This is a genomic window from Pseudomonas helmanticensis (assembly GCF_900182985.1).
In the GTDB taxonomy this organism is placed as follows: Bacteria; Pseudomonadota; Gammaproteobacteria; order Pseudomonadales; family Pseudomonadaceae; genus Aquipseudomonas; species Aquipseudomonas helmanticensis.
The window spans coordinates 3,467,552-3,479,398 of record NZ_FXUY01000001.1 but is presented as its reverse complement, the minus strand read 5'-3'; the positions used below and the strand labels follow the sequence as shown (position 1 = coordinate 3,479,398).

Annotated in this window: 14 protein-coding genes; 10 read left to right on the top strand and 4 right to left on the bottom strand. The window is 59.7% G+C overall.

Annotation, left to right across the window (positions count from 1 at the left end):
- Nucleotides 1–5 precede the first annotated feature (5 nt).
- The 3 genes from QOL84_RS15635 to QOL84_RS15625 all read left to right on the top strand — a co-directional run bounded on the left by QOL84_RS15635 (nucleotide 6) and on the right by QOL84_RS15625 (nucleotide 2,592).
- A complete protein-coding gene (locus QOL84_RS15635) occupies nucleotides 6–1,457 on the top strand; it encodes an efflux transporter outer membrane subunit (protein WP_283437780.1) in 1,452 nt (483 codons plus the stop codon).
- Nucleotides 1,458–1,585: 128 nt separating this feature from the next.
- Nucleotides 1,586–1,951 (top strand): ArsR/SmtB family transcription factor, encoded by a 366-nt coding sequence (locus tag QOL84_RS15630; RefSeq protein WP_283437779.1) that lies wholly within the window; start codon nucleotides 1,586–1,588, stop codon nucleotides 1,949–1,951.
- 80 nt (nucleotides 1,952–2,031) lie between these two features.
- Nucleotides 2,032–2,592 (top strand): chorismate--pyruvate lyase family protein, encoded by a 561-nt coding sequence (locus tag QOL84_RS15625; RefSeq protein WP_283437778.1) that lies wholly within the window; start codon nucleotides 2,032–2,034, stop codon nucleotides 2,590–2,592.
- Between the two features lie 33 nt (nucleotides 2,593–2,625).
- Here the strand turns inward: QOL84_RS15625 and QOL84_RS15620 are convergent, their stop codons facing one another.
- The 3 genes from QOL84_RS15620 to QOL84_RS15610 all read right to left on the bottom strand — a co-directional run bounded on the left by QOL84_RS15620 (nucleotide 2,626) and on the right by QOL84_RS15610 (nucleotide 4,552).
- Nucleotides 2,626–2,901: a LysR family transcriptional regulator gene (locus QOL84_RS15620; protein WP_283437777.1), complete on the bottom strand. Its 276-nt coding sequence runs from the start codon at nucleotides 2,899–2,901 to the stop codon at nucleotides 2,626–2,628.
- A gap of 67 nt (nucleotides 2,902–2,968) precedes the next feature.
- A complete protein-coding gene (locus tag QOL84_RS15615; RefSeq protein ID WP_045123182.1) occupies nucleotides 2,969–3,475 on the bottom strand; it encodes a flavin reductase in 507 nt (168 codons plus the stop codon).
- Between the two features lie 195 nt (nucleotides 3,476–3,670).
- Nucleotides 3,671–4,552, bottom strand: a complete 882-nt coding sequence (locus tag QOL84_RS15610) for a LysR substrate-binding domain-containing protein (protein ID WP_283437776.1) — start codon at nucleotides 4,550–4,552, stop codon at nucleotides 3,671–3,673.
- Nucleotides 4,553–4,764: 212 nt separating this feature from the next.
- Between QOL84_RS15610 and QOL84_RS15605 the strand changes: the two genes are divergently transcribed.
- The gene (locus tag QOL84_RS15605) at nucleotides 4,765–5,529 is read left to right on the top strand and encodes a sulfite exporter TauE/SafE family protein (protein WP_283437775.1); all 765 of its coding nucleotides are present in this window, start codon (nucleotides 4,765–4,767) and stop codon (nucleotides 5,527–5,529) included.
- On the opposite strand, the gene QOL84_RS15600 is transcribed toward QOL84_RS15605, so the two are convergent.
- Nucleotides 5,519–5,833, bottom strand: coding sequence for a putative quinol monooxygenase (locus QOL84_RS15600; RefSeq protein WP_283437774.1), 315 nt, complete (start codon nucleotides 5,831–5,833; stop codon nucleotides 5,519–5,521). The genes QOL84_RS15605 and QOL84_RS15600 overlap by 11 nt on opposite strands.
- 184 nt (nucleotides 5,834–6,017) lie before the next feature.
- Between QOL84_RS15600 and mdaB the strand changes: the two genes are divergently transcribed.
- The 6 genes from mdaB to QOL84_RS15570 all read left to right on the top strand — a co-directional run bounded on the left by mdaB (nucleotide 6,018) and on the right by QOL84_RS15570 (nucleotide 11,847).
- Entirely contained in the window at nucleotides 6,018–6,608 is a 591-nt protein-coding gene (gene mdaB / locus QOL84_RS15595; protein ID WP_105709250.1) for an NADPH:quinone oxidoreductase MdaB, read from the top strand.
- Between the two features lie 120 nt (nucleotides 6,609–6,728).
- Nucleotides 6,729–7,640: a LysR family transcriptional regulator gene (locus QOL84_RS15590; protein ID WP_283437773.1), complete on the top strand. Its 912-nt coding sequence runs from the start codon at nucleotides 6,729–6,731 to the stop codon at nucleotides 7,638–7,640.
- 103 nt (nucleotides 7,641–7,743) lie between these two features.
- Nucleotides 7,744–8,637 carry an NAD-dependent epimerase/dehydratase family protein gene (locus tag QOL84_RS15585; RefSeq protein WP_283437772.1) on the top strand — a complete coding sequence of 298 codons (894 nt, stop codon included), beginning with the start codon at nucleotides 7,744–7,746 and terminating at the stop codon, nucleotides 8,635–8,637.
- Nucleotides 8,638–8,734: 97 nt separating this feature from the next.
- Nucleotides 8,735–8,962 carry a Fic family protein gene (locus tag QOL84_RS15580; RefSeq protein ID WP_283437771.1) on the top strand — a complete coding sequence of 76 codons (228 nt, stop codon included), beginning with the start codon at nucleotides 8,735–8,737 and terminating at the stop codon, nucleotides 8,960–8,962.
- A 658-nt stretch (nucleotides 8,963–9,620) separates the two neighbouring features.
- Complete coding sequence (locus QOL84_RS15575) at nucleotides 9,621–10,970, top strand: GntP family permease (RefSeq protein WP_283437770.1); 1,350 nt, start codon at nucleotides 9,621–9,623, stop codon at nucleotides 10,968–10,970.
- A gap of 16 nt (nucleotides 10,971–10,986) precedes the next feature.
- Nucleotides 10,987–11,847: a MurR/RpiR family transcriptional regulator gene (locus QOL84_RS15570; protein WP_283437769.1), complete on the top strand. Its 861-nt coding sequence runs from the start codon at nucleotides 10,987–10,989 to the stop codon at nucleotides 11,845–11,847.

Here is an 11,847-nt window from a genome sequence, read left to right as displayed (position 1 = left end):
TTTTCATGTATCGGATTACACGCTTCATGCTGGCGCCTCTGGCGGTATCGATCCTGTTGTCGGCGGGTTGTGTGAACTACGCCGGGATCAATCACCAAGGCAAATTGTTATCGCTTGGCGAGGCGCCTTCCGACAGCCTCAAAGACAAACTGCCGGCGGCCGCATGGCCGAGCAGCGACTGGTGGACATCGTTGGGTGATCCACGCCTCGGCGCGCTGATCGAGGAGGCTTATGCGAGCAACCCGGATTTGCAGGAAGTCACGGCGCGGGTGGCCAAGGCCAATGCGTTTCTCGACTTGCGCGACGCCGAACGCTATCCGCAAATGGACGCCGAGGCCGGCGTCACTCGCGGTCGACTGTCGAAGTTCGAGGATTACAGCGGCGAGGGGCACAAGTACTTCACCGCACGCAATCTGGCGGTCAATTTCAATTACACCTTCGACCTCTGGGGCGGCCAGCGTGCCGCCTGGGAGTCGGCGCTGAACAGTGCGATGGCTGCGCAAGTCGATCTGCAATCGTCGCGCCTGATTCTGACCGTCAACGTGGTCAAGGCCTACAACCAGCTGGCCTATGCCTGGCAGGTGTCGGAGCTCAATCGCCGCGATCTGGAGCGTCTGAGCAAACTGGTCGAGCTGACCGATTCACGCTACGGCTCGGGGCTCGATAACCTGTCGCAACTCAAACAGGTGCAGAGCCTCAAGGCGCGTTCGGAGTCGACACTGATTGGCGCCAACGAGGACATCGAAATCGCTCGTCTGCAATTGTCGGCGCTGATCGGCAAAGGCGTCGATCGCGCGCAGACCATCGAACGTCCGGCGAGTCTGCAAGCCAGCGTCGTGGCGTTGCCGGCGCAATTGCCGGCGCAACTGCTCGGACGCCGTCCGGACATCGTCGCGGCGCGCTGGCGCGTCGAAGCCGAAAACAAAAACATCGACGCGGTGAAGACCACGTTCTATCCCAACATCAATCTGGTCGCCGCCGCAGGCTCGCACGCGCTGACCGGGGATGCGCTGTTCGCCGGCGTCAGCAAGTTCTGGAACGTTGCGCCAACGGTGACGCTGCCGATCTTCGATGCCGGGCGCCTGCGCTCCGACCTCAAGGCTGGCAATGCGCAGCTGGACGGCTCGATCGCGCAGTACAACCGCGTGCTCAGTTCGGCCCTGCACGAGGTGGCAATTTCGGTGACGCAATTGCGCTCATTCGAACAGCAGATTGTCGTGCAGCGTGATGCCTGCACGATTGCCCAGTCGTCTTACGATCTGTCGCAGTCACGCTACAAGGCCGGGGAGGACACGTTCCTCGATGCGCTAAACATCGAGCAACAATTGATTCAGGACGAAATGCGTCTGGCGTTCCTCAACAGCAAGCACATCGACAGCTCGATTTCGTTGATGGCTGCGCTGGGCGGCGGGTTCCAGGAACAACCGTTGCAGGCGGCGCAGAGCGCCGGGCTGTAGTGACAGACGTGGCGTAGCCAGCGGGACGGCTGTCGCCGGGAGGGGCTTGTTGTGTATAGTCTTACTGTTCTCGTATAGACGAATTCAAGCAAGTTTTCTCCCGCCTATATCATCAAAGGTACCTACCTATGAACGTCCCGAATCACCCCAATCAGGACCAGATCCTTTTGGAGAATGTTCTGTCCGCATTGGGCAGCCCGTTGCGTCTGACCGTGTTGAAAGTGTTGGCCGATGGCCAGGAACATCCATGCGGCCGGATTCTCCGGGGCGCATCGAAGTCGACCATGACTCACCACTGGCGAGTCCTGCGGGACAGCGGTCTGATTTGGCAACGGCCTTACGGTCGGGAAAACCTGCTGTCGCTACGTCGCGAAGACATGGACGTGCGTTTTCCCGGCCTGCTCGACTCGCTGCTCACGGCAGTCAAGTTCGATGAACAGACCGTCGATGTGATCAGCAAGCATCAGGTAACCGAAGACAGCACTACCGCGTGACAACGACAACGCGGCGCTGAAGGATTCGTTCTTCAGCGCCAGCAATGGATTGACGATCAACAGGGAGGTTGAGTGCAGTTATGGATACGAGTCATTACTGGTCGTCGCGACCACTGGCGCAATTGACCGGCGCGGAACAGCACTGGCTGTTTCTGCCTGGCGCACTGACACCGCGCTTGAAGGCCATGGGCGCCTATTCCATCGAAGTCGTCGAGCAGTTCCAGGGCGCGCTCAACCCGGACGAGGCGCAGGCCTTGGACGTGCCCGCGCAGAGCACGGGCTGGGTGCGTGAAGTGGTGATGAAGCTGGATGGCGAGGCGTGCGTCACGGCGCGCAGCCTGACCAGCATGCCTGCGCTGAACAGCGACTGGGCAGAGTTGAATAACTACGGCGGACGCCCACTGGCGGAGATTCTCTACGCTTCGGAGCAGACCCTGCGCGAGCCATTTCAGTGTGCTTTGTTATCCCCCGGTGCGCCGTTGGCGGCACTGTCCCATCGCTTCGCGCCACAGGCCAAACGCCTGTTGGCGCGGCGTTCGCGTTTCACCCGCAATGGTTCGCCGCTGCTGGTCAGCGAGTGCTTTTTGCCCGCATTCTGGGCCCGCATCGAGTACACCTCGGGTCTGAAATCCGCCTCATGAGTTGAAGCCTTGCGGGAGCACGCTCCCGCAAGATCACAGCCGAATCACCGCTTCAATCTGACTGATCGCCGGGGTCAACGCCTGCGCCAGTTGTTGCGCTTTGAAAGTCGGGTGCATGCTGCGCGAGGAGCGCAGAAACAACGGATCATCGAAGCGCTTGCGCAGCCGCGCAAGCGATCCACTGATGGCCGGTTGTTTGACGTTCAGGCGCTCGGCAGTGCGGGATACGCTGCGCTCACGAAACAACACCAGAAAGATGATGATCAGGTTCAGGTCGATATCCGCGAAGTTGTCTTCATTGAATAGCATGGGCACTTCCCTGTTTTGACCGGCGGGCCGACGTGCAGCGCTGCCACACGTCAACCCGCAGGCACAATCACTGATCCGGGGCCAGGCGCAACTCGTCGTTCAGACGGTAGTAATTGCGATTGAAGTAGACGAGGCCTTCCGTGGCTTCGCTGTGCTGCAATTCGAGGATTTCACAGTAAAAGATGCTGTGAGTGCCGACCTCGTCGATCTTGGCGACACGACAATCGAGGCTGACCAACGCCTCGGCAATCACTGGCGAACCGGTCACCAGAGTCTGGCAGTTGACGCTGGAAAAGCGCTCCTGCATGGTCAACTGCCGGTTGGCAAATGCCCCGGAAGTCGATTGATGGCCACCGGTCAGCACGTTCACGCACAGCACGCCGTTGGTTTTGAAATGCTCGTGATTGGATGACGAGCGATTGACACACACCAGCAGCGTTGGCGGCGAATCCGTCACGCTGCACACCGCCGAAGCGGTAAACCCGAAACGCCCGGCGGGGCCATCGGTTGTGACGATGGTGACAGCACTCCCCAGCATCGCCATTGCATTACGAAACTCCGTTGAATCAACCACAGCGTCACCTCATTCCATGTAGGTCATTGGGAGCCGATCCGTTCTTCCTTGTCCGTTGTCGTTGTGCGAAAACGGTATCGGGCAACACGTTCGCTCTGGCGATATAGTACGTATGTATACGTACCTTGCAAGCTATTCCTTGTGCTTATTTTGCAGAAATATTCGCCCGCGTGATCAACCGGCAATGCACCCCTTTCAAGCAGCAGACAAGGTCTCCAGCAGCGCTTTGGCATAACTCGGCAGCGCGCTGAATTCGCGCGCGCACAAGAGCAATTTGCGCTGCGCCCAAGGCTCGTTCAGCGCCAGGCTTTTGCAGGCTGGCGATGGCGCGCGCTCGATGGCCGCCAAGGGCACGATGGCAATGCCCGCGCCCGACGCGACCATGCGCATCACCCCATCGAAACCGTCAGCGCGAATCCGCATCTGCATCCGTGCGCCGGTGTGCAGTGCCTGTTCTTCGAGGTACACCGCCAGTGCGCTGTCAGCGCGCAGTCCGACAAAATCATGCTGCAAGGTGTCGCTGAAACTGACCTCGTTCGAGCCGGCCAAGGGGTGGTCGAGAGGCACGATCAACACCAGTGGATCGTCGCGAAACGCTCGGGTTTGCAGATCGCGGGTGTCGACCGCGTCGGAGACGATGCCGATGTCGGCGGCACCCTGGCGCAACGCATGAGTGATGCGTGCGCTGGGCAATTCCTGCAAATCGATGTCGAGATTGCGATGGCGTTGCAGGAATTCGGCGAGCACTTCCGGCAGGTATTCGGTGATTGCCGTGGTGTTGCACAGCAAACGTATCTGACCTTTGACGCCTTGCGCGTAATCCGCCAGATCCTGCTGCATGCGCTCGGCCTGTTGCAACAGCACGCGGGCATGTTGCGCCAGCGCTGTGCCGGCGGGTGTCGGAGTGACACCGCGACGGCCACGCTGAAGAAAATCAATGCCCAGCGAGGCTTCCATCGCACGGATTCTCGCGCTGGCGGCAGCGAGCGATAAATGGGCGCGAGCAGCGCCTGCGGTGATGTTGCCGGTGTCGAGGATGTGCAGGTAGAGGCGCAGGTCGGTGAGATCGAAGTGCATGTCGGCAGCCGTTCTTGTGGTAATTATGCCGGCCCCATCGCGAGCAGGCTCACTCCTACAGATTTTGTGTTCGCCACAGATCTGATGTAGGAGTGAGCCTGCTCGCGATGAAGCCAGAAGCCGCAATAAAAATTACAGCCTCTTGCAAATAGAGAGGCAGCCTCAGTATATGGCAGATTTTCACCCCGCCCCGACTGGCGCACAGTAACGCCATGAACACACTCGCAGACTTCTACCAACACCTCGGCCTGGCGCTGTCCCTGCTGGTCATCATGACCTTCATGCTGGCCGGTCTGATCAAAGGCATCATCGGCCTCGGCCTGCCCACTGTCGCCATGGGCCTGCTCGGTCTGGCTATGGCACCCTCGCAGGCAGCCGCGCTGTTGATCATTCCGGCGACGCTGACCAATCTCTGGCAACTGGCATTCGGCGGGCATCTGCAAGGGCTGGTCAAACGCCTCTGGCCGATGCTGCTGATGATCTTCCTCGGTACCGGCATCGGCACGTTGTGGATCGGTATGGCCGGCGGGCATTGGGTGGTGCGCGGACTCGGCGCGGCGCTGTTGCTGTATGCGCTCAGCGGGTTGTGTCTGCCGACACTCAGGGTCAAACCGCGCCATGAAGGCTGGCTCGGCCCGGTCTGCGGTTTGATCACCGGCGTCATCACTTCCGCCACGGGTGTGTTCGTGATTCCTGCCGTGCCTTACATGCAGGCGCTGGGTTTGAGCCGTGATGAACTGGTGCAGGCGCTCGGCCTGTCATTCACCGTCTCGACCCTGGCGCTGGCCGGCGGTCTGCTCTGGCGCGGCGCGTTGGGCGGCGGCGAATTGAGCGCCTCGTTGCTGGCGCTGATTCCGGCGGTGCTGGGCATGTTGCTCGGTCAGTGGCTGCGTCAGCGCATCAGTGCGGCGCTGTTCAAGCGGGTCTTTTTCATCGGTCTGGGCGCGCTCGGCGCCCATTTGCTGATCAGCGGATAGCCGATGAATCGCTGAGCATTTCGATCTGGCGGATATCGAAATCCTGTTGCAGATACTCCATGCGCTGGGCAAAAAATTCCTTCATGTGCGGCAAATTCGAATGCACATCCAGGTGCGCCTGGCTCGCCCAGATCTCGTAAAAGATAAACAGCGACGGATCTTCCTTGTCGCGCAACATGTGGTATTCGATGCAGCCGGGCTCGGCGCGGCTCGGTTCAACATAGGCGCGAAACAGTGCCTCAAAGGCCTCGGCTTTCTCCGGGCGGGTCTTGGCGTGCAGGATAAATCCCAAGCGTTCACTCATCAAAACAACTCCTCAAATGCAGATGGCCGCGCATGCTATGGCAATAATCGGCATTCGATTCGTGCTTTTCAGTCAAATGTATTTTGCGCAATCACGGCTTATTCCGCGCGAGGCGGACCGTTAATCTGCCGCCATTCCAGTTTCCCTTCTCCACCCAGCCCAATGGCTGCGCCGAGGCTTTCTCATGAAAAAAGTGCTGTTGCTCAATGGCGGTAAAAAATTCGCTCACTCCGACGGTCGCTACAACGCCACGCTGCATGAAGCGGCGCTGAGCGTGCTCGATCGGGGCGGGCTCGACGTCAAAACCACCTTCATCGACGAGGGTTACGACGTCGCGGAAGAAGTGGCCAAATTCCTCTGGGCCGACGTGATCATTTATCAGATGCCGGGCTGGTGGATGGGCGCGCCGTGGACGGTGAAAAAGTACCTCGACGAAGTCTTCACCGAAGGCCACGGCAGCCTCTACGCCAGCGATGGCCGCACCCGCTCCGACGCCTCGCAGAAGTACGGCAGCGGCGGTCTGATTCAGGGCAAGCAATACATGCTGTCGCTGACCTGGAACGCACCGCAACAAGCGTTCGATGACCCGACCGATTTCTTCGAAGCCAAAGGTGTGGACGCGGTGTACTTCCCGTTCCACAAGGCCAATGAATTTTTGGGCATGACCGGGTTGCCGACCTTTTTGTGTGTAGACGTGATGAAACGCCCAAACATCGAAGGGGATGTGGCGCGTTACGAGCAGCATCTGACCGAGGTGTTTGGCCTTAAGGCTTAAGTGATTTAGGGCTACTATCGGCGGTAACAGCGAAAGATCGCAGCCTGCGGCAGCTCCTGCAGCGTTCACCTGTAGGAGCTGCCGCAGGCTGCGATCTTGGCGATCTCAAAGAGGACACCCGTGAAAGCCAGATCCGATGAGTTGCAGATTTTTGTCTGCGTGATCGAGTGCGGTTCCATCTCCGCCGCCGCCGAACAGGTCGGCCAGACGCCGTCGGCGGTCAGTCGCACGTTGTCGAAGCTGGAAGCCAAGCTCGACACCACGCTGATCAACCGCACCACGCGGCGCATGGACCTGACCGAAGAGGGCAAGTACTTCTTCGAACACGCCAAGCTGATTCTTGACCAGATGGACCAACTCGAAGAACGCCTGTCGTCACGCCAGCAAACCCCGTCCGGGCGCCTGCGCATCAACGCGGCCTCGCCATTTATGCTCCACGCGGTGGTTCCGTACATCGACGAATTCCGTCGTCTCTATCCGGACATCCAGCTCGAACTCAACAGCAACGACCTGATTATTGACCTGCTGGAACAAAGCACCGACATCGCCATTCGCATCGGCACCCTCGCCGATTCGACGCTGCATGCGCGCTCACTCGGTTGCAGCCCGCTGCTGATCGTCGCCAGCCCCGCCTACCTGAAAAAACATGGTGCACCGCAGCAAGTCGCCGATCTGAGCGAACACACCTTGCTCGGCTTCACCCAAAACGAAGGTCTAAACCAGTGGCCGCTGCGCTACGTGCACGGCGACCGCTGGCCGATCACGCCAGCGATCAGCGCCTCCAGTGGCGAGACTGTGCGCCATCTGGCGCTGGAAGGTCAGGGCATCGCCTGCCTGTCGCACTTCATGACCATCGACGACATCCGCGCCGGTCGCCTGAAAGTCCTGCTCGGCGAATTCAACAGCGGTTATCGCCAGCCGATCAACGCGGTGTACTACCGTAACTCGCAACTGGCGCTGCGCATTCAGTGCTTCCTCGACTTCATTCAGAGCAAACTCGCCGCCTACGCCAGCGCCGATTTCAAGGGCTGATTCGTGACCTCTGCGCAAGAGTGAATTGGGCGGGAGCGGGTTTTTCCCCCGGGCTCACGGGCCGATACTCGTCCCATCACTTACTCACGCAGGGAGTTTCTCCATGAACGTATTCATCACCGGCGCTGCCGGTTTTATCGGCGGCTCGATCGCTACCGGTCTGGTTCAGGCCGGGCATAACGTCACCGGGCTTGTGCGCAGCACCGAACAGGCTGCCGAGCTGAAAGCGCTGGGCATCACCGCGGTCATCGGCACTCTGGATGACAAAGCACTGCTCGCCGAACATGCCCGCGCTGCCGACGCCGTTATCAACGCCGCCAGCAGCGACCATCGTGGTGCGGTCGAAGCCTTGCTCGATGCCTTGCGCGGGTCCAACAAAGTATTCCTGCACACCAGCGGTTCAAGCATCGTTGGCGATGCATCCGGCGGCAAGTCCAGCGACGTCATCTACTTTGAAGACAACCTGCCAGAACCGACCGCCGACAAAGCCGCGCGCGTGGCCATCGACAACCTGATCCTCGCCGCGGCAAAGGATGGCGTGAATTCCGCCGTCATCTGCAACACGCTGATCTACGGCCACAGCCTGGGCGTCAATCGCGACAGCGTGCAATTGCCGCGACTGCTCAAGCAGGCACGCAAAAGCGGCGTAGTGCGCCACGTCGGCACCGGCCAGAACATCTGGTCCAACGTGCACATCGAAGACGTCGTCGCCTTGTATCTGCTGGCGCTGACCAAAAACGTTCCGGGCACGTTCTACTTCGTTGAAAGCGGTGAAGCGTCGTTCATCGACATGACCACCGCGATGGCCCAAGCGCTGAACCTGGGCCAACCACAAGACTGGCCATTGAAAGATGCCGAAGCCGAATGGGGCTACGAAATGGCCAACTATGGCCTCGGCTCCAACAGCCGAGTGCGTGGCAAACATGCGCGCGAACTGCTGGGCTGGGCGCCGAAACGCACGTCAGTGGTTGAATGGATTCGTAACGAAATGGTGTGATGGGTGTTTGAGCCCGCCAGGCTTTGCTATCACCCTTCAAAATCTTCAAAACGGCTGCCATCGGGTAGCCGTTTTCGTTTAAGGCTTTGCGCTTGTATTGCGTCAGACCTATGGTGCTCTGAACGTCGCCAGTTCAGCAGGTACAGGTAATGGGCGCTTGTCGCGATTATTGGCGGATGTCATGGCCGTGCAGGCGGGCTACGTGCCGCTGGATTACAGCAGTTGGGAGCGAAACAAAGAGGCTTATTTTGCAGCAATCAGTCAGGGGCTGAACTGCAACTACGAACCCATGGAGTATTGGGTTCGGCAGGCATTGTGGACTTGAGGTCGACGCTACTTGGCCAGGGACAAATTTAGAAACTTACTGGATCTGACTTTGAGTTTGCGCTCAATTGTCTCGACACTTTGGCCCGTCTCTATGGCTGTCGAGCTGGCGATTGCGCGGATCAGAGTATCGGCTGTCAGTTTTTTTCTGGTGCGACGCGCGGAGGTCATGGCGGGGACTCTACGGAATGTAAGGCGAGTATAGCGCTTGGCTGGCTTAGAGAAACACAACGTAGGGTTGGACGCGAACCTGTGGGAGCTGGCTTGCCAGCGATAGCGGTCGATCAGTCAGCCTCTAAGTTGAATGTGCAACCGTCATCGCTGGCAAGCCGGCTCCCACAGGTTATCCACGTTGTACCTGATGCAATGCAATCAAACTGTAGGAGTGAGCCTGCTCGCGATAGCTGTCATTCGGCCAGTGATGATATTGACTGTTACGACGCAATCGCGAGCAGGCTCACTCCTACAGGGTTTTGCGTTGGCTGCATAAATATGAAAATCGCGCCCCGCGATTTTCATTAATCACGACAAGACATATCCATTTGCGACACGTCTTACCTCTCCACGAAAATTACTTTCATGCGGTTTGAAATCTCGATCTCGAAATGATTTATGAGTTTCACAACCCATTCGAACGTGACCCTTTCGAGGAGTACCGCATGACGCCTTCCTTCGGCTATTGGCTGCTGGTCTATGCCGCCGTCGCCATCATTGCGCTGATCGTGTTGATCGCCCGTTACCGGCTCAACCCGTTCATTGTCATCACCCTGATTTCCATCGGCCTGGCGCTGGTGGCCGGGATGCCGGCTTCCGGAGTGGTGGGCGCGTATGAGGCCGGGGTGGGCAAGACGCTGGGGCATATTGCGCTGGTGGTCGCGTTGGGGACGATGCTTGGCAAGATGATGGCCGAATCCGGCGGCGCCGAGCAGATGGCGCGTACGTTGATCGATAAATTCGGCGAGAAGAACGCGCACTGGGCGATGGTCTGCATCGCTTTTCTGGTCGGGCTGCCGCTGTTCTTCGAAGTCGGTTTTGTCTTGCTGGTGCCGATCGCGTTCACCGTGGCGCGGCGCGTCGGTGTGTCGATTCTGATGGTTGGCTTGCCAATGGTCGCTGGCCTGTCGGTGGTGCACGCACTGGTGCCGCCGCACCCAGCGGCGATGCTCGCGGTGCAGGCCTATCAGGCCTCGGTCGGGCAGACCTTGCTGTATGCGATTGCCATCGGCATTCCAACGGCCATTATTGCCGGTCCCCTGTACGCCAAATTCATCGTGCCGCGCATTCAATTGCCGGCAGATAACCCGCTGGAAAAGCAATTCCTCGACCGCGAACCGCGCGACAAACTGCCGGGTTTCGGCATCACCATGGCGACCATTCTGCTGCCGGTGGTGTTGATGCTGATCGGTGGCTGGGCCAACCTGATTTCCACGCCGGGCAGCGGTTTCAACCAGTTCCTGTTGTTCATCGGCAACTCGGTGATTGCACTGTTGCTGGCGACCTTGCTGAGCTTCTGGACGCTGGGCATCGCCCAGGGTTTCAGCCGTGAATCGATCCTTAAATTCACCAACGAATGCCTGGCACCGACCGCCAGCATTACTTTGCTGGTCGGCGCCGGAGGCGGGCTGAACAGGATTCTGGTCGATGCCGGCGTGACTGACCAAATCGTCGGCCTCGCTCACGAATTTCATCTGTCGCCGCTGATCATGGGCTGGCTGTTCGCCGCGCTGATGCGCATCGCCACCGGCTCCGCGACCGTGGCCATGACCACCGCATCCGGCGTGGTTGCACCCGTGGCCATTGGTCTGGGATATCCACACCCGGAGCTGTTGGTGCTGGCGACTGGCGCCGGCTCGGTTATCTTTTCCCACGTCAACGACGGCGGCTTCTGGTTGATCAAGGAATACTTCAACATGACGGTCGCGCAGACGTTCAAGACCTGGACCGTGCTTGAGACGCTGATCTCGCTGGTCGCCTTCGGTCTGACCGTCGGCCTTTCTTACCTGCTGTAACCGGAGCCCGCCGCCCATGGACATCCTCTACCAGATCCGCGCCCGCCAGGATTCCTTCAGCGCCGGCGAAGGTCGTATCGCCCGGCTGATGCTCGACGACGTTGGTTTTGCCGCGAGCGCCAGCCTCGAAGATCTCGCGCAACGCGCCGAAGTCAGCACCGCCACGCTGTCGCGTTTTGCCCGCACGGTCGGTTGCCGCGACCTGCGTGATCTGCGCCTGCAACTGGCCCAGGCCAGCGGCGTTGGCAGCCGTTTTCTCGACCCGGCGGGCAGGCCTGAACAGTCGGCGTTCTACGGGCAGATCGTCGGCGATATCGAAACCACGCTGCGCCAGCATCTGGCCGGGTTCGACGAATCACGCTTCGCTGACGCAGTGAAACTGCTCGGCCAGGCACGGATGATTCACGCCTTCGGCATGGGCGGTTGTTCGACGCTGTGCAGCGACGAATTGCAGGTGCGGCTGGTGCGCCTCGGCTACCCGATTGCGGTGTGTCATGACGCGGTGATGATGCGCGTCACCGCCGCCAGCCTCAACGCCGAGCAAGTGCTCATCGTCTGCTCGCTGACCGGCATCACCCCGGAATTGCTCGAGACCGTAGAACTGGCGCGCAACTACGGCGCACGCATTCTCGCCATCACCCGCGCCGACTCGCCGCTGGCCGAACTGGCCGACATTGTCCTGCCGCTGCAAGGTGCGGAGACCTCGTTCATCTACAAACCGACGGCGGCGCGCTACGGCATGCTGCTCGCCATCGACGTGCTCGCCACCGAGCTGGCGCTGGCCAATCCTGAAGACAATCAAGAGCGTCTGCGGCGGATCAAACTGGCCCTCGACGAATACCGTGGCGGCGACGATCACCTGCCGCTGGGAGACTGA